The organism is Photobacterium sp. GB-210 (genome assembly GCF_003026075.1).
Classification (GTDB): domain Bacteria; phylum Pseudomonadota; class Gammaproteobacteria; order Enterobacterales; family Vibrionaceae; genus Photobacterium.
This window is the reverse complement of record NZ_PYNU01000014.1, coordinates 15,623-34,379: the sequence shown is the minus strand read 5'-3', so window position 1 is coordinate 34,379 and position 18,757 is coordinate 15,623. Positions and strand designations below refer to the sequence as shown.

The following is an 18,757-nucleotide window of genomic DNA, read 5'->3' as shown; positions in this document are numbered from 1 at the left end:
GAACAAGAGTGGTCGTGAATAAGATTCATCATTGTCGTTGGTTTGCGGGTGACAACAAGATCAAAAAGGCCTGCTTGTGAAGCAGGCCTAAGTATTTAATGTTTAGTAATTAAGTGATTACTTAAACAGAGTAGTAAAGTTCAAACTCTAGTGGGTGAGTTGTCATGTTTACTTTCTCAACGTCTTGAGATTTCAGTGCGATGTAAGAATCGATGAAGTCATCAGAGAATACGCCGCCAGACGTTAGGAACTCACGGTCGTCGCTTAGTGCTTGTAATGCGCCTTGTAGCGATTCTGCAACTGTTGGGATTTCAGCTGCTTCTTCTGCTGGTAGGTCGTACAAGTCTTTATCCATCGCTTCGCCTGGGTGGATCTTGTTCTGGATACCGTCAAGGCCAGCCATTAGCATTGCAGCAAATGCTAGGTATGGGTTAGCCGCTGGATCACCGAAACGTACTTCGATACGACGTGCTTTAGGGCTTGGTACTACAGGAATACGGATAGACGCTGAACGGTTACGCGCAGAGTAAGCTAGCATTACTGGAGCTTCAAAGCCTGGAACTAGACGCTTGTATGAGTTCGTAGCAGGGTTAGCAAATGCGTTGATTGCACGCGCATGCTTGATGATACCACCGATGTAGTAAAGTGCCATTTCAGAAAGGCCGCCGTACTTATCACCAGAGAATAGGTTTACACCATCTTTTGCTAGTGATTGGTGAACGTGCATACCAGAACCGTTATCACCTACTAGTGGCTTAGGCATAAAGGTTGCTGTTTTACCGAATGCGTGTGCAACGTTATGAACAACATACTTGTAGATCTGAATTTCATCCGCTTTTGTTGTTAGCGTGTTGAAACGTGTTGCGATTTCGTTTTGACCTGCTGTTGCTACTTCGTGGTGGTGAGCTTCAACAACTAGACCCATTTCTTCCATGATTAAACACATAGCAGAACGGATGTCTTGTGATGAATCAACAGGTGCTACTGGGAAGTAACCGCCTTTAACACCTGGACGGTGACCTTTGTTACCGCCTTCGAAATCAGAACCGGTATTCCATGCAGCTTCTACGTCATCAATTTTGAAGAAAGAGCCAGACATGTCAGTGTTAAACTTAACATCGTCAAATAGGAAGAATTCTGGCTCAGGGCCGATAAGAACCGTGTCTGCGATACCTGTTGAACGCATGAACTCTTCTGCACGCTTCGCGATAGAGCGAGGATCACGGTCGTAACCTTGCATTGTTGCTGGCTCTAAAATATCACAACGGATATTTAGCGTAGCGTCTTCAGTGAATGGGTCTAGTACCGCGCTTGATGCGTCAGGCATCATTACCATGTCTGATTCGTTGATACCCTTCCAACCTGCAACTGAAGAGCCATCAAACATTTTACCTTCTTCGAAGAAATCAGCATCAATTTGATGAGATGGGATCGAGATATGCTGTTCTTTACCTTTTGTATCGGTAAAACGTAGGTCAATAAACTTAACTTCATTTTCCTGGATCAGCGCTAGTACGTTTTCTACTGACATCTTGAGTAACCTCCGGTGTTATATAAGGGCATGGCCGCAAATCTAGTGTTGCTCATTTCTGAGAATGAGCAGTTCTGAATGTTCTTAAGCGAAAACCATGCCAATTTTTAAAAGCTTTAAGAATGCGGTTTTTACGCATTGCTAAAGCTTAATTAATCCATTTTTGCACTATCTTGATGCATCGGTGCACTGTTTTGGTGCGACGATGTGTCATTAACAATAATAGAACATGCTTACTATCGCGATGTTAAAAATTATTGTCAATTCATAATCTCCTTAAAAAAGAGTTTTTATTATTAAAGGAGAACTGTGTGCCTCTAATGATGTTTTTATCCGTAGGGAGTGAGAAAACAGGGTTAAGTGGGGATTTATGGTCTGAATAGAAGGGTTCAAAAAAATAAAATCAGGCCAAAAAGCGAGTAAAAATGCGGCTCTAGAGCATGGTCATAAAAAAGCTGGTGATATAAATCACATATTTCGTGGGTTTTGGCGTAAAATCTGTTAAATTATGAGCCGTTTTTTTAATCAAGTAGCCTCTAGTGAAGATGCTGCATGTTCTGAGTGAATGTGAAACTAATGTCTAATCAATCGATCGATAAATTAAGAAATATCGCAATTATTGCTCACGTTGACCACGGTAAAACTACCTTGGTTGATAAACTTCTACAGCAGTCTGGCACGTTAGAGGGTCGCGGCGAAGCCGAAGAACGTGTGATGGATTCTAACGATATCGAGAAAGAGCGTGGCATTACCATTCTTGCTAAGAACACAGCAATCAACTGGAATGACTACCGCATCAACATCGTAGATACCCCTGGACACGCCGATTTCGGTGGTGAAGTAGAGCGTATCATGTCTATGGTTGACTCTGTATTGCTTATCGTTGATGCAGTTGACGGCCCGATGCCTCAAACTCGTTTCGTAACGCAAAAAGCGTTTGCATACGGTCTTAAGCCAATCGTTGTTATCAACAAGATTGACCGTCCAGGTGCACGTCCTGAGTGGGTTATGGATCAAGTATTTGACCTATTCGATAACCTTGGTGCAACTGACGAACAACTAGACTTCCAAGTGGTTTACGCATCAGCACTAAACGGTTGGGCAACACTAGAAGAAGGCGAAACTGGCGAGAACATGGAACCATTGTTCCAATCTATCGTTGATAACGTTGCAGCGCCTTCAGTAGATGTTGATGGCCCACTACAGATGCAAATCTCTCAGCTAGATTACAGCTCTTACGTTGGTGTTATCGGTGTTGCGCGTATTACTCGTGGTACAGTGAAAGCTAACCAACAAGTCACTATCGTAAGTGCTGACGGTTCTAAGCGTAACGGTAAAGTAGGTACAGTTCTAGGTTACCTAGGTCTTGAGCGTCATGAAGTTGAAGAAGCGAAAGCGGGCGACATCATTGCAATCACAGGTCTTGGCGAGCTTAAGATTTCTGACACTATTTGTGATCAGAACTGTGTTGAAGCGCTAACGCCTCTTTCTGTTGATGAGCCAACAGTTACTATGACTTTCCAAGTAAACAACTCTCCGTTTGCTGGTAAAGAAGGTAAGTTCGTTACTTCACGTAACATCCTAGAGCGTCTTCAAAAAGAACTAGTACACAACGTTGCACTACGTGTTGAAGAAACAGCTGACCCAGATAAATTCCGCGTATCAGGCCGTGGTGAACTTCACCTATCTATCCTGATCGAAAATATGCGTCGTGAAGGCTACGAGCTAGCAGTATCACGTCCAGAAGTTATCATCAAAGAAGAAGACGGCCAGCTAATGGAACCGTTTGAAACTGTGACAATCGACGTGGTGGAAGAGCACCAAGGCGGTATCATGGAAAATATCGGTCTTCGTAAAGGTGAGCTAACTGATATGGCACCAGATGGTAAAGGCCGTGTTCGCATGGACTTCATGATGCCTTCTCGTGGTCTTATCGGTTTCCAAACTGAGTTCATGACACTGACTTCAGGTTCAGGTCTTCTTTACCATACGTTTGATCACTACGGTCCTCACAAGGGCGGTACTATCGGTCAGCGTAACAACGGTGTATTGATTTCTAACGCAACAGGTAAAGCACTGACTTATGCATTGTTTAACCTACAAGAGCGTGGCCGTCTATTTGCTGAGCACGCAGACGAAGTTTACGAAGGTCAGATCATCGGTATTCATAACCGTTCTAACGACCTTACAGTTAACTGCCTGAAAGGTAAGCAGCTTACAAACGTTCGTGCTTCTGGTACTGACGAAGCGCAAACTCTTTCTCCAGCTATCAAGTACACACTTGAGCAAGCACTAGAATTCATCGATAACGATGAACTAGTAGAAGTGACACCTTTAAGCATCCGTATTCGTAAGAAACTTCTTACTGAAAACGATCGTAAGCGTGCTGGTCGTACAAAGTAATTACTGATTAATTTCATTAGTTATTAAGCAATCCCTCGGTTGGTAACAATCGGGGGATTGTTGTATCTGAAGGGTGGAAATATGGGGGGATTGTGGCGAATGGTTGAAGATAAGTGTCGGGCAGGGAAGTTAGGGCAAAGAAAAGGTGAGCCGCTGGCGCTGACTCACCTTGTCGATAGCTTATTTCTTTAGATGACCAATAAAGCGGTTAGATTCTGCAATAGCGCTGTTCATATCGCGGATTGCTTGTTGGATCTCGCGTTGCAGTGAGTTGAACTCACCTTGTAGTGAGCCAATGGCGGCAGCATTTAGGTTATGCTTTAGGTATAATGTGTTATCACGCAAAGTATCTAACACCGGCTCCATTTTTTGCTCTGCACGTTTCATCGCAGATAGCATTTTTTGATACTGTACTTTGGTAGCGCGTAGCTTGTTTGCACTATCACGTTTCAGTGTTGCACTCTTATAAAGCGCAAGCTCGTCATTCCATTCTTCAAACAATGCATCAGCCACATCTTCAATAGCAGCGATACGATCTTTGACTTTATTGACTGCTGCTTCACTGTCTTTGTATTGATCATTAACGTCATTGTATGCGGCTTCTAACTCACCACCATTGAAATTATTTAATGCTTTAAGCCCTTCAAGCGCACTGGTAAATTGCTGTTGTGCATCTTTTTGTGCTGCGTTGGCGTCTTCTACCCGATCAACCATGATGTCACGTTTGTGGACGCCAACTTGCTCCATCGCTGAGTAATAGGCTGATTGACAGCCTGAAAGTAAGCTAACGCTAAGTAAAATAGCAAGAAAATAAGGCATGTTATGCTCCTAGTAAGGCATGCTGCGCTGAAATAAATCAATCTTAACGTTTGTTCTAACAAGAGAGAATTGATTGATAAGACGCAAATAAAGAGTTGAGAGAAGGCAAAAAAATGAAAGCCTTTTCACAATGTGTATAAGATTAATAGAACAAAGTTATAAGGCTGACAACAAACCAATGGCGAAGTTGCAATTAGGTCCCAAAATCCATCTGATGATGGATTATTTTTCGTATTTAATCCAGCGAGTGAATCATGATCGTTTAACGGTTACCGCAGGCTCAATGGCTTATGTCACTTTATTATCACTGGTGCCGCTCATTACTGTTGTTATTTCGGCGTTATCAGCAGTGCCAGTATTTGCAGGACTCGGTGAGCAATTACAAAACTTTGTGATCGAGAATTTCGTACCAGCGGCTGGCGCGGTCGTGAAAACCTACTTAAATGAGTTCGTTTCTAATGCTGGCAAAATGACGGCTGTCGGTATTGCGGCTTTGTTTGTGGTTGCCATGATGTTGATTTCATCAATAGATACCTCGTTAAATTATATCTGGCGAATTAAACAGAAACGTCGTTGGGTTATTTCATTTTCAATCTATTGGATGATTTTAACGTTAGGACCGATTCTGTTGGGTTCTAGTATTGCGGTAAGCTCTTACCTTGGTTCACTGGCATTGCTTGAACATCAAGCATTACACGGCCTTTTACAGCAGTCCTTACGCTGGTTTCCTTCTCTTATGTCTAGCTTGGCATTTTTATTGCTCTACTTATTAGTGCCGAATGGTAAAGTGACGTTCCGCCATGCACTGATTGGTAGTCTAAGTGCGAGTATTTTATTTGAGCTAAGTAAGAAAGGTTTTGCGATTTACCTCGCGCATTTTCATTCTTATCAGATGATTTACGGCGCCTTAGCTGCAATTCCTATCTTATTTGTTTGGATTTATTTATGTTGGTGCATTGTTTTACTGGGCGCAGAGATCACCGCTAGTTTAGGTGAGCGTGGTTTTTGGGATCAGGCGAATCAGTTATCATTACCGACAGAGCAAAAATCGGATGACACGTCGCAGAATATGAAAGAGGAAGAAAAATGATTGCACTGATCCAACGAGTTACTGAGGCTAGCGTGACGGTGGATGGACAGATCACTGGCGCGATTGGCAAAGGCTTGTTAGTGCTGTTAGGCGTTGAAAAAGGTGATGACGAAGCAAAAGCACAAAAGCTGCGTGATAAAGTGCTCGGTTACCGTGTCTTTAGTGATGACGATGGCAAAATGAATTTAAACGTGCAGCAGGCGGGTGGCAGTGTGTTGGTGGTTTCACAATTTACGTTAGCGGCGGATACTAAAAAGGGTATGCGGCCAGGTTTTTCGAGTGGGGCTGCACCTGTTGATGCTGAACGTCTTTATGAATATTTTGTCGAACAATGTAAGGTAAAAGAAATTCAAACTGAAACGGGTATCTTTGCTGCCGATATGCAAGTAGCACTAAATAACGATGGTCCAGTGACGTTCTGGCTACAAGTCTAGAAAATCACATTAGTATCAGATATACACCATAAACCGAGAATGGAAAGAGAGGGAATTCATGTTTCGATTAGTGACGCCTCAAACAGATGAGCAGTTGGCGAGCTATTACCATTTTCGTTGGCGGATGTTGCGTGAACCTTGGCAGATGCCACAAGGCTCTGAACGTGATGCGTATGATGAATTGAGTGAACATCGTATGATCATCAATAATCGTGATCAGGTGGTGGCGATTGGGCGTTTATATTTAACGCCTGATAATGAGGGACAAGTACGTTACATGGCGGTTGATCCTAATGTTCGCCGCCATGGTTTAGGTGGCTTAATTTTAATGGCTTTAGAGTCACTCGCAAGGCAAGACGGTGCTAAGCGGATGGTGTGTAATGCCCGTGAAGATGCTATTCCTTTTTATTTAAAAAATGGTTTTGCCAGTGAAGGTGAATTGAGTGATGAGCGAGGTCCTGTTCGTCACCAACAAATGCTGAAACATCTAGAGCCATTAAATGAAGTTGTGCGTCATCCTGAATGGTGTCAGGAGTTACAAACACTGTGGCAACAACAGATCCCGATCAGCGATAAAATGGGGATAAAAATCAACCAATACACAGGTTATCGCTTTGAGGTGAGTGCGCTGTTTAATGCTAATTTAAACCCCAATGAGTTTATGTTTGCGGGGAGCATTTTTACCATGGCAACCTTAGCGGGATGGGGTTTTATTTGGTTATTGCTGAAAGAACGTGGATTAGAGGGCAATATCATTTTGGTTGATAGCCATATCCGCTATTCAGCACCTGTGACTGAACGACCTAAAGCGGTGAGCACCATAGAAAACTTACGTGGTGATATTGATCGCTTAGCGAAAGGTCGTAAAGGTCGTATCAGTGTCGATGTGAATGTGTATAGCGGTGGTAAAGTTGCTTCCAGTTTTACCGGTACTTATTTGATCTTGCCGCTACACGTTGAAAACGAATTCACTTCTATTTGATCGGCATGCCAACGACGATCGACTTGTTGGCAGTTTTCCTTTAATACCCACTCCAGTTGTTGCTGTGTTGGGAGCGCCAGATCCCATTGACTGGTGAGTGATAGGCTAAAATTATCATTGCTTGCGAGCCAAGTAGGAATGGTAATTCTTCCCCTTTCAGCCGTGATATTCAGTGGCGATAGTATTAATGCTTGAGCATTACTATCGCTATTTTCATTGCTGCTACCTAATACCGTACCGAGTAAATTCCCTTTTGTTTTCCAATGAGTGAGTAATTGGGTTGGTGCAATATTATCTAAATGAATATCTCTAAAGGTGAGAGCGGTTTGTCCAGATAAACTGTAATTGAAGCTTTGGCGATTACTTGCTAATCCTTGTGCGTGTAATGTTCCGTCAATTTTACCGTTTAATGGCAGTGGTAATTTGAACCAACGATAAATGAGAGCAGCGGGAACACTATCGCTAGAGATAGAAAGAGACCAAGGCTGACCTTGTTGTGCTAATTGAATATCCGCATTAGCTGTTAGCATGCCATCAGTAAAAGGTAAGACAAATTTATTGATCGCCCAATCGCCATTGGCACTGCTCATTTCTACAATCGGATCGATAAAAACAATTTGGTTGATGCTGGCAAAGCCAAGGCTGGTATCAAGGTTGCCTTGCCATAAGCCCCATTGATGCTGATGCTTTACTACTACACCATTACCATCAATATTGATCCCGGCGAGTTGAAACGGTAGCTGAGTGTCTGTTGATGTTAACTGTATATTATTGATATCAAGCTTGTCGATAGTTAGCTCTGATAGCCTTGAGGTTAATGTTTTTGTCGTATGGAACCAGTGTGGAGGAAGAAAGCCTTTTATTCCTGAGGCCAACAATTTTTTTAGTTTGATCTTGTCAGGTGAAATGTCACCATCCATACGTATATAACCATTGAGTAACTGAGCCGAAATACCCTGACTGTTGATCTTTTCCGGCATGAAATTCAGCTCAACGATCGGTTGTTCAAATACGATATCGTGCCATTTCGCATTACTGGCACTGACAGATAAATGGGCGTTATCTTGTTGCCAGTAACTGTTAGGCCATGACCAGTTTTCTAATGACAAACTAATATTATCAGCAGCCCAAATAGGTTGTTCAATACTACTATCTAAAACGTCAGCGCGTTTAATCATGATATGACGAACGGGTGTGGCATCTGCTAACCATTGCGGCCATGCGGCTAATGGTTGTGATTGTTGGATGCGAAGGTTGGTTAGCGTGAGTTGATCTAACGTTAATAACTGGGTGTCACTGTTATAGTTTGCCGTACCATTAAAGTTCGCTTGTTGCCATCTCCCTGAAAATCCTGTCAGTTGCCACTGTTGCTTCTGTTTTGTCCCGTTTAATAACAGATTTTCTAGCGTTTGATTGTGCCATGTTATTTGAGGAACGCTTAATTGAAACTGCCCGCTAAATTGCAGCCACCAAGGTTGCTGAGGATCAATATATTGCCAATTATCGATTTGAAGCTGTGCATGGTTGATTGTTATCGCGGGAGTGGCTATTGAGAGATCATTAATTGCTAAACGATCAATAGAAAAGGCTGAGAGTTGTTCAAATTTATCCCATTGCTGATGATGTAAATCGATCCCATCAATAATGACATTGGAAAACACCAGACGCTGCGTTTGTAATGAACGTGATGAAAGTTCGAGAGTGATACTGTCAACTGACAATAAGGTTTTATTCGCCTTTTTTACAGTGAGTGGTTGAAGCGTTATTTGTAGTGGTTGTTTTATATCATAGTGTAATTGTGTTTCAGCTAACTGATAGTGGGAGAAAAAGGCGAGGGTATGGTTGAGTATGGGAGTGGCATAGCGGGTTTGCAGCAATACGAGCAGTGCCACAATACTCAGTCCGCCAAGCAGTAATACAGAAGCAATAAGTTTGGCAACCCAACGCATAATTCATTCCCTGAAAGCCATTAACACATTTTATTATCTATATGATGAGATTGGCGCAAATATTAGTACTTGGCAAGATATGTGAGTCGGATTTGAGGCACGCTATGGTTTTGAATTTATAGTAGATCAGTGATGTGAGAGATAAAAAAGCCCCTACCGATAGGGGCTGGGTTGTTTGACACTTAATCGAGCTGCGGGCCTGCTTTGACTAAAGACTCGCCTTCTGCGGTATCAGTATATTTATCGAAGTTTGCGATAAATCGACTGGCAAGATCTTTGGCTTTACTTTCCCATTGTAGTGGGTCGGTATAGGTATCACGAGGATCTAGAATTTCAGAGGCGACACCGGGTAATGCCGTTGGTACGGTTAAATTGAAAATAGGAATTTGTTTGGTTGGTGCGCTATCAATTGAGCCATCTAAAATCGCATCGATAATGCCACGAGTATCTTGGATCGAAATACGTTTACCGGTGCCATTCCAGCCTGTATTGACTAAGTAGGCTTCAGCTCCCGCAGCTTCCATACGTTTCACTAACACTTCAGCATATTTTGTTGGGTGGAGGGTTAAAAAAGCATTACCAAAACATGCAGAGAAAGTCGGTGTCGGCTCTGTAATACCACGTTCCGTTCCCGCGAGTTTTGCAGTAAAACCTGATAAGAAGTGATATTTAGTTTGCTCGGGGGTTAGCTTTGATACCGGAGGTAATACACCAAAAGCATCTGCCGATAAGAAAATAACCTTATTGGCATGGCCACCTTTTGAGATAGGTTTTACGATATTATTGATATGATAAATCGGGTAAGACACGCGAGTGTTTTCTGTTTTTGAATTATTATTAAAATCGATAGAACCATCATTACGTACGGTTACGTTCTCCAGTAACGCATCACGACGAATAGCATGGTAGATATCAGGTTCAGCTTCTTTTGAAAGATTAATGGTTTTTGCATAACATCCACCTTCAAAGTTAAACACACCGTTGTCATCCCAACCATGCTCATCATCACCAATTAATGCTCGCTTAGGATCCGTTGATAAGGTTGTTTTACCTGTGCCAGATAAGCCAAAAAAGATAGCGGTATCACCATTTTCCCCTATATTGGCAGAGCAATGCATAGAGGCAATGCCTTTGAGAGGTAAAAAGTAGTTCATCATCGCGAACATCCCTTTTTTCATCTCACCGCCATACCATGTACCGCCAATAAGTTGCATTTTTTCAGAGAGGTTAAATACCGTGAAGTTCTCTGAGTTCATGCCGTGCTCTTGCCATTTAGGATTAGTACACTTCGAGCCATTCATGATCACAAAATCGGGCTCAAATGTTGCTAACTCTGCTTCTGTTGGGCGAATAAACATGTTTTTAACGAAGTGTGCTTGCCAAGCGACTTCAGTGATCACTCGAATACATATACGTGTATCAGGGTTAGCGCCACAATAGCCATCTACCACAAAAAGACGTTTGTTAGAGAGTTGCGCTGTTACGAGAGATTTAAGATCATGCCATGCTTGTTGGCTAAGTGGTTTATTATCGTTTTTGCCTTGATCTGACCACCACAAGGTATCTTGGGTGGTGTCGTCTTTGACAATAAATTTATCTTGTGGTGAACGACCAGTAAATATCCCTGTATCAACAGCAATTGCACCGAGCTCGGTGACAATGCCTTTTTCAAACCCTTTTAACTCTGTTTTCGTCTCTTCTGCGAACAGTATTTCGTAAGAAGGATTACGAATCACATCTGTAACATTGAGTATTCCGTATTGGGACAAATCCATGTTCGTTGCAACCTTATTATCGACACACATTGTGCTCATTGGCGCTCCTTGGGTAAGATGTTGTTTAACTATTAACCATAACGGGCTAAATCAGGGATATACATCATAAATAACCCTAGCTTTTGCAAAGGCTAACGGGCGTGTGAATTAGATGTTTTTATTTAGTTTACAGGGCGGTTAAAGCAGAAATCTAGGGGGTTGAATTATTATTTCTGGTGAAAAAAGAAGCGCTTTTTAGTGATTCACTTTCAAGTTTTAGCTGGAATGTTGTTTTGCAATATGAGAAAGCCGGCATATATGCCGGCTTTGTAATTATATTTCAGGCTTAATACGAAGCGAGAATTAATGAACCTTGCTATCGTCAGCATTGCCTGCATTTTCACGAAGTGCTGCAATATCAATGCTATCGAAGTCATAGTCGGTACCACAGTAATCACAATGCAGTGATACTTTTCCATCTTCCGCTAAGATTTTTTCAATCTCGTCAGGGTGAAGGCTAATAACTGCTGAACCACTACGATCACGAGAGCAGCTACATTCAAAGCTGACGGCTTGTGGTTCGAATACTTTTACTTCTTCTTGGTGGTATAAACGGTACAGTAGATCTTGTGCATCTAAGCTAAATAGTTCGTCATCTTTTACCGTATCAGTAATTGTTTCTAAGTGCTCAAAATCGCTTTCACCGCCCTGACCATCGGGCATTACTTGTAATAGCATACCCGCAGCTTTAGGTTGGCCTTCAAACTCACCGGTACGGAGCCAGATACGTGTTTTTAGCTGCTCAGAGTTTTTAAAGTAAGTCTCTAAACATTCCGCCATGGTTTCACCTTCAAGACCAACGACACCTTGGTAACGCTCACCTTTGGTAGGAAGGATTGTGATCACCATGTAGCCTTTGCCCATTAGATCATGGATAGTGCTACCGTCTTTAATGTCACCTTCCCAACGAGCTACACCACGTAGCTTTTGGTTCTGATCGCCATTAATCACAGCGAGGCTAACAGGACCATCACCTTGTAATTGTACGGTGATTGAGCCTTCAAATTTTAGCGTTGCTGTTAATAGACTGGTTGCGACTAACAATTCACCAAGTAGTGTTTTGATTGGTGCTGGGTACTCAGTGGTTGAAAGAATTTGTTGGTAAGTATCACCTAACTGTACTAACTCACCACGTACTGAAACGCCATCAAATAGGTAACGGTTTAAAAAATCTTGTGTCATTTTCTCTTTCTCTCCAGCTGTGGTGCCAACCCTGCATCATATTTGGTAGTGCATCTAAGTGCGTTATACCCAGTATTTCAATGAACTCATGTGGCTCAGCATTTGGCTTACTTGATATAAAGTACTCTGCTATTACCAACGATGAATTGATTAAGGCTGGCAACCTTTTATTCTGATGTATTGATGTTTTTGAATCTCATGATGTCACGACGCTGTTTTTTATCTGGTCGTTTGATCGGACTCGGACTATCAAAAGCATTGAGTTTGCGCATTTGTGCATGGCGTTCCCGTAATTCAATACTTTGTGCTGTTTCTTGATATAGCAATTGTGCTTCCGGTGCACCACGGCGGGTATCAGAGATTTTTTCGATGGTAACGGTTTTTTCATCGTTACCTTGGCGCAATTTTACTTCTGCGCCAACTTCAACCATCTTACTTGGTTTTGAGCGTTGTCCGTTATATTGCACTTTGCCGCCATCTATCATCGTGCGAGCAACAGAACGTGTTTTATAAAAACGTGCAGCCCATAACCATTTATCAAGACGAACCTGTTTTAGTTCGGATGTCGCTTGACCCATAACGGTTCCTTTATTCAAAGGGGCGATAAAATATCATATTGTTTTAATAGCGTCAGCTATCACCTATTTCTAATAAATGGTGATGTTAATCGGGGTTTTCAATCATCAAGCAAGAATTTATTACAAATTATCGTTAGTCTTTTGAGTAATTTGCTTCTTTTTTACAATAATGAATAGCATTCAATGTGTTAAAAAGAGATCATAAAAGTTGATTACAATACCCCTTGTTTATATAGGGAGCGATAATATACCTCCCGATATTCATTGAATGGATTTCCACTATGCAAGTATCTACATGGCTGCCCATGATAATCACAAAGCGCCCGCTATCTCAGCGTACACTTACACGACTACTAACGTGGCTACTAGTGGTTATTTTAGCGTGGATTTCTGGTCGTATGGTGTGGATGTTATTAGCGCCGCCAGCGACAGTGGCACCTTGGCAAGCGAAGTCAGTAAAAGTGGCTACATCAGGATCTGATATTAATGTCGGTAACTTATTGTCCATGAATCTATTTGGGCAATATAACGCGCAGCCAAAGCCGGTTGAAGCCACGGTTAAAAAAGACGCGCCACAAACGCGATTGAATTTAAAGTTAGTTGGGGTTGTCGCGAGCAGTGATCCTCAATCCGCCTTTGCCGTGATCACAAACAACGGTAAGCAGAATACTTATGGTGTCAATGAAGTTGTTGATGGTACCCGTGTGACATTAAAAGCGGTGTATAACGATCGCGTTATTATTAGCAATAGTGGTCGTGATGAAACCGTGATGCTTGAGGGATTAAAATTCTCTAAATCAGCCCAGCCAGCTACGCAAAAATCAACCTCGAATAACGCGACTAAACCGAATGTCGACAGCTCGAAATTAGCTGAGATCAAAAAGAAAATTTTAGCTCAACCTCAATCTCTATTTAGTTATATCCGCTTATCTCAAGTGAAGAAGGATGGCGAAGTACAGGGATATCGAGTGAATCCGGGTAAAGACCGAATTTTATTTGATTCTGTTGGCCTGAAAGCGAATGATTTAGCGGTGGCGATTAACGGAAATAGCCTGACCGATCCAAGTGTGATGGCAAAGCTCTGGGCTGAGCTTTCTTCAGCGACTGATTTTACTTTGACGGTTGAACGCGGCGGTCAAGTTCATGATATTCACATTGAACTGCAATAATAGCAGTGCATTGCGTGACAAAAAAGACGAAAACGCAGGAGTTTTTTGTGAAAAAATTAATGGGTAAAAGTGCCCTATGGTTAGCAAGTAGCTTGCTTTGTAGTTCGGCAATGGCTGATGAGCTAAGTGCCAATTTCAAAGGGACAGATATTCAAGAGTTCATCAATATTGTTGGACGCTCATTACATAAGACGATCATTATTGATCCTGCGGTTCGTGGTCAGGTAAATGTGCGCAGTTATGATCTTCTTAATGATGAACAGTATTACCGTTTCTTCCTTAACGTATTGGAAGTCTATGGTTTTGCTGTTGTGGAAATGGAAGATGGCGTACTAAAAGTTATTCGTGATAAAGATGCCAAAACCTCTGCTATCCCAGTTGTGGGCGCGAATGACAGTAATGTGCCTGGTGATGCTGTGGTTACGCGTGTGATTGCAGTAAAAAACGTGTCAGTGCGAGAGCTCTCCCCATTATTACGCCAACTTAACGATAATGCGGGTGCAGGTAACGTTGTCCACTACGATCCTGCCAATATCATTATGATCACTGGTCGTGCTGCGGTGGTTAACCGTTTAGCGGATATTATTGAGCGTGTCGATCGTGCTGGTAATAAAGACGTGACCGTCGTGTCGCTGAATAATGCTTCGGCACCTGAGATGGTGCGTATCGTTGAGGCGTTAAATAAAAGTGCTGATGCGAAATCAACCCCAGGATTTTTGATCCCGAAAGCGGTAGCAGATGAACGTACCAACTCAGTATTAATTTCAGGCGATCCTAAAGTTCGGGAACGTTTAAAAGCCTTGATTCATAAGCTTGACAAAGAAATGGCAGCAAGCGGCAACAGTCGCGTTATTTACTTAAAATACGCCAAAGCCGCTGATATGGTTGATGTGCTAAAAGGCGTGTCTGAAAATATCCAAGCGGCAAATAAGAGTAATACGCCACAAGTGAGTCAATCGAGTAAAGATGAAGTCATGATTTCTGCGCATGACGCGACTAACTCTCTGATTATCTCTGCGCCAAGTGATGTGATGAATAAACTTGAGTCGATTATCTCTCAATTAGATATTCGTCGTGCCCAAGTCCATATCGAAGCCATGATTGTTGAAGTACAAGAAGGTGATGGTGTCGATTTCGGTGTGCAGTGGGGCTCACAAGACGGCGGTGTTATCCAGTTTGGTAACAGTGGTGCACCAATTGGTGGTTTGCTATCTGCGCAAGAAGCAGCGAAAGACAAAACGACAACACAAAAACGTTACGATCCTGATACCGGTGCGGAATTACCCCCTATCGTGACGACAGAAAGTGGTGATTTAGCACCAATGGCTGCTTTCCTTGGTGGTGTGAAAGGGGCTGCTGCTGCAATTGCATTGGGTGATTGGACTGCGTTAGTGACAGCCGTTCAAGCAAACCGAAATGTGAATGTATTATCGACACCGAATATCACGGTATTGGATAACCAAGAAGCGAATTTATCGGTTGGTCAGGAAGTCCCTGTGACGACTGGTTCACAAACCGGCTCTAATAACGATAATCCGTTTACTACGGTTGAGCGTAAGGATGTCGGTATTCGACTTAAAGTCACCCCGCAGATCAACGAAGGGGACTCGGTTCAAATGAAGATTGAACAGGTTGTCTCGCAAGTGGCTGATGCTAATGGTGCCGTTGATATTCGTTTTGATAAGCGAGAGCTAACCACATCGGTATTGGTTAAAGACGGTAACATGATCGCTTTAGGTGGCTTAATGCAAGAGAAGACCCTTGAATCTGAGCAAAGAGTACCGATTTTAGGTGATATTCCTGTGCTTGGTGCGTTATTCCGCTCTACCAATAACCAAACTGAAAAAACCAACCTAATGGTTTTCATTCGCCCAACTATTTTACGTGATGGGATGAGTGCTGACGGTTTGACTCAGCGTAAGTACAACTATATTCGTGCGCAGCAGTTATACAAAGCAGAGCAAGGTATGCGCTTGATGGACGCAGATATGCCGGTATTACCAAAATACGGTGAAGACATGGATTTACCAGCTGAAGTGCGTGCCTTTGTTTCTCAGTTGGAGCAACACTAATGGCTGATGGGTTTTTAGAAACAGAATCAATGGTAACGTTTCGATTACCTTTCTCTTTTGCCAAACGCCATCATGTGGTGGTAGAGGCTGGTGAGCAAGGATGGCAACTCTATTTCAGTGGACAACTGTCTGCTGCAGTACTTGCTGAAGTGCGTCGAGTGCTAGGTTGCTGTTTTACGCCCATCGCATTAAATGACAGTGAGTTTGAGCAAAAGTTAACACAAGCATACCAACGTGATTCATCAGAAGCGCGCCAGTTAATGCAAGATTTGGGCTCTGATAGCGATGATTTCTTTGCGCTTGCTGAAGACTTACCTGAAACAGAAGATTTGCTGGAATCGGAAGATGATGCACCTATTATCAAATTGATCAATGCCATGTTGGCCGAAGCGATCAAAGAAGGGGCATCTGATATCCACATCGAAACCTTTGAAAAAGTACTGTCAATCCGTTTTCGTATTGATGGCATGTTACGTGAAGTCTTACAGCCAAGTCGTAAATTGGCACCGCTGCTTGTTTCACGTATTAAGGTTATGGCAAAGCTTGATATTGCAGAAAAACGTATTCCTCAAGATGGTCGTATTTCACTGCGAATTGGTGGTCGTGCGGTTGATGTACGTGTATCAACCATGCCTTCTTCTCATGGTGAGCGAGTGGTATTGCGTTTATTAGATAAAAACGCGACACGTCTTGATTTGCATAGCTTAGGTATGACGCCGGAAAACCATCAAGCGTTTAGAAAAATTATCGAGCGTCCACACGGTATTATCTTGGTCACAGGTCCGACAGGTTCGGGTAAGTCCACGACGTTGTATGCGGGTTTGCAAGAGCTAAACAGTGCTGAGCGCAATATCTTAACGGTCGAAGATCCGATTGAATTTGATATTGATGGCATTGGACAAACTCAAGTTAACAGCAAAGTTGATATGACGTTTGCGCGAGGTTTGCGTGCCATTCTTCGTCAAGATCCCGATGTGGTGATGATCGGTGAGATCCGTGATTTAGAAACTGCAGCTATTGCTGTTCAAGCATCACTGACAGGCCATATGGTGTTATCTACCCTCCACACTAATACTGCGGTCGGGGCGATCACCCGTTTACGTGATATGGGTATTGAACCTTTCTTAGTGTCATCGTCATTGCTTGGGGTGTTAGCCCAGCGATTAGTGCGTACGCTATGTCAAGATTGTCGTCAGCCTTATGAAGCCGATAGCCAGCAGAAAAAGCTATTTAATTTAGCTGAATCTGAACCACTGACATTATATCGCCCATCTGGTTGTGAGCACTGTAACCAAAAAGGTTATCGTGGTCGTACGGGTATTCATGAACTATTGCTGGTGGATGAACAAGTACAAGAGTTGATCCATGGCGAGGCGGGTGAGCAAGCGATTGAGAAATACGTGCGTCAATATACACCGAGTATTCGCGATGATGGTTTAGCGAAAGCACGTCAAGGGATCACCACACTTGAAGAAGTGATGCGTGTGACGAAGGAGGGCTAATGGCGGCATTTGAATATAAAGCCTTAGATGCCAAAGGCCGACAGAAAAAAGGGGTGATTGAGGGGGATACTGCCCGTCAAGTACGCCAACAATTACGTGAAAAAGGCATGGTGCCGATAGAGGTTACTCAAACCTCAGGTCAAAGTCGCAGTAAAACCCCGACGCGTAAACAGTTCAGCTTTAAACGTGGGATCAGTACCAATGAACTTGCCCTGATCACCCGTCAGTTAGCAACACTGGTACAAGCCTCAATGCCATTAGAAGAATGTATCAAGGCGGTTGCTGAGCAAAACGAAAAGCCACGCCTAAAAAACATTTTATTGGCGGTGCGTTCTCGGGTAGTAGAAGGATATACCTTAGCTGACAGTATGGCGGAATATCCTCATATTTTTGACCAACTCTTTCGCGCCATGGTGGCGGCGGGAGAAAAATCGGGCCACCTTGATACGATTTTAAATCGTTTGGCAGACTACACCGAAAACCGTCAACAAATGCGCAGTAAATTACAGCAAGCGATGATCTATCCCATCATGTTAACGCTTGTCGCTGTGTCTGTGGTGGCATTTTTGCTAGCAACGGTTGTGCCTAAAATTGTCGATCAATTTGTACAAATGGGGCAACAATTACCCACCATTACCGAAGTGTTATTGGCAGCAAGTAATTTTGTTCAGCATTGGGGATTAGTGGTCGTTGTGGTGATTGTATCAATCATTGCTTTGATCAAGACAGCCCTCAAGCAGCCTAAGTATCGGATGAAGTGGGATCGAGGGATCTTACATGTACCAGTGATTGGTAAAGTCGCACGAGGGTTAAATACCTCACGTTTTGCGCGAACATTATCGATTTGTACATCCAGTGCGATTCCATTACTGGATGGGATGAAGGTCGCTTCTGATGTCATGACTAATACGTATGTGAATAAGAAAATTTTATCTGCCGCAGATAATGTACGTGAGGGGGGAAGTCTACGAGTATCCCTTGAGCAAACCAAATTGTTCCCACCGATGATGCTACACATGATCGCGAGTGGTGAACGAAGTGGCGAGTTAGAGCAAATGCTAACTCGTGCAGCAGATAACCAAGATCGTGATTTTGAATCACTTGTTAATATGGCACTAGGGGTCTTTGAGCCATTATTAATTGTCGCTATGGCTGGGGTGGTAATGTTTATTGTTATCGCAACCTTAATGCCAATTATTGAACTGAACAACATGGTTGGGATGTAGTTTTTC

General features: G+C 42.9%; 14 protein-coding genes. 8 read left to right on the top strand and 6 right to left on the bottom strand.

All coding sequences use genetic code 11. From position 1 onward, the window contains the following. Positions 1-121 precede the first annotated feature (121 nt). Complete coding sequence (gene glnA / locus C9J38_RS14995) at positions 122-1,531, bottom strand: glutamate--ammonia ligase (protein ID WP_005372511.1); 1,410 nt, start codon at positions 1,529-1,531, stop codon at positions 122-124. Between the two features lie 576 nt (positions 1,532-2,107). On the opposite strand from glnA, the gene typA reads away from it, so the two are divergent. Further along, the gene (typA, locus tag C9J38_RS14990; protein WP_107207785.1) at positions 2,108-3,934 is read left to right on the top strand and encodes a translational GTPase TypA; all 1,827 of its coding nucleotides are present in this window, start codon (positions 2,108-2,110) and stop codon (positions 3,932-3,934) included. A gap of 180 nt (positions 3,935-4,114) precedes the next feature. Here the strand turns inward: typA and C9J38_RS14985 are convergent, their stop codons facing one another. Then, positions 4,115-4,753: a DUF2959 domain-containing protein gene (locus tag C9J38_RS14985; protein WP_107207784.1), complete on the bottom strand. Its 639-nt coding sequence runs from the start codon at positions 4,751-4,753 to the stop codon at positions 4,115-4,117. A 178-nt stretch (positions 4,754-4,931) separates the two neighbouring features. Here C9J38_RS14985 and C9J38_RS14980 point away from each other — a divergent pair, with 178 nt between their 5' ends. Genes C9J38_RS14980 through C9J38_RS14970 form a run of 3 tightly spaced genes read left to right on the top strand, consistent with a single transcriptional unit; the run spans position 4,932 to position 7,259 of the window. Further along, a complete protein-coding gene (locus C9J38_RS14980) occupies positions 4,932-5,843 on the top strand; it encodes a virulence factor BrkB family protein (RefSeq protein ID WP_107207783.1) in 912 nt (303 codons plus the stop codon). Next, positions 5,840-6,277, top strand: coding sequence for a D-aminoacyl-tRNA deacylase (gene dtd, locus C9J38_RS14975; RefSeq protein WP_045084559.1), 438 nt, complete (start codon positions 5,840-5,842; stop codon positions 6,275-6,277). Before C9J38_RS14980 ends, dtd begins: the two co-directional genes overlap by 4 nt. 58 nt (positions 6,278-6,335) lie before the next feature. Beyond that, positions 6,336-7,259, top strand: coding sequence for a bifunctional GNAT family N-acetyltransferase/hotdog fold thioesterase (locus C9J38_RS14970; RefSeq protein ID WP_107207782.1), 924 nt, complete (start codon positions 6,336-6,338; stop codon positions 7,257-7,259). Here C9J38_RS14970 and C9J38_RS14965 read toward each other — a convergent pair. From C9J38_RS14965 to hslR, 4 genes are all read right to left on the bottom strand, one after another. Continuing rightward, on the bottom strand, positions 7,211-9,208 hold the full coding sequence (locus tag C9J38_RS14965) for an AsmA family protein (RefSeq protein WP_107207781.1): 1,998 nt from the start codon (positions 9,206-9,208) through the stop codon (positions 7,211-7,213). The genes C9J38_RS14970 and C9J38_RS14965 overlap by 49 nt on opposite strands. A gap of 182 nt (positions 9,209-9,390) precedes the next feature. After that, positions 9,391-11,022 carry a phosphoenolpyruvate carboxykinase (ATP) gene (gene pckA, locus C9J38_RS14960; RefSeq protein ID WP_107207780.1) on the bottom strand — a complete coding sequence of 544 codons (1,632 nt, stop codon included), beginning with the start codon at positions 11,020-11,022 and terminating at the stop codon, positions 9,391-9,393. Between the two features lie 303 nt (positions 11,023-11,325). Further along, the gene (gene hslO / locus C9J38_RS14955; RefSeq protein ID WP_107207779.1) at positions 11,326-12,204 is read right to left on the bottom strand and encodes an Hsp33 family molecular chaperone HslO; all 879 of its coding nucleotides are present in this window, start codon (positions 12,202-12,204) and stop codon (positions 11,326-11,328) included. A gap of 167 nt (positions 12,205-12,371) precedes the next feature. Beyond that, positions 12,372-12,782, bottom strand: coding sequence for a ribosome-associated heat shock protein Hsp15 (gene hslR / locus C9J38_RS14950; RefSeq protein ID WP_107207778.1), 411 nt, complete (start codon positions 12,780-12,782; stop codon positions 12,372-12,374). Positions 12,783-13,063: 281 nt separating this feature from the next. Between hslR and gspC the strand changes: the two genes are divergently transcribed. From gspC to gspF, 4 genes are read left to right on the top strand one after another with little or no spacing between them, the layout of a single operon-like run. Further along, a complete protein-coding gene (gene gspC, locus C9J38_RS14945) occupies positions 13,064-13,951 on the top strand; it encodes a type II secretion system protein GspC (RefSeq protein WP_107207777.1) in 888 nt (295 codons plus the stop codon). 59 nt (positions 13,952-14,010) lie between these two features. After that, on the top strand, positions 14,011-16,023 hold the full coding sequence (gspD, locus tag C9J38_RS14940; RefSeq protein WP_199187123.1) for a type II secretion system secretin GspD: 2,013 nt from the start codon (positions 14,011-14,013) through the stop codon (positions 16,021-16,023). Beyond that, positions 16,023-17,525, top strand: a complete 1,503-nt coding sequence (gspE, locus tag C9J38_RS14935) for a type II secretion system ATPase GspE (RefSeq protein WP_107207775.1) — start codon at positions 16,023-16,025, stop codon at positions 17,523-17,525. Before gspD ends, gspE begins: the two co-directional genes overlap by 1 nt. Then, entirely contained in the window at positions 17,525-18,751 is a 1,227-nt protein-coding gene (gene gspF, locus C9J38_RS14930) for a type II secretion system inner membrane protein GspF (protein ID WP_107207774.1), read from the top strand. Before gspE ends, gspF begins: the two co-directional genes overlap by 1 nt. The last annotated feature ends 6 nt before the right edge of the window (positions 18,752-18,757 follow it).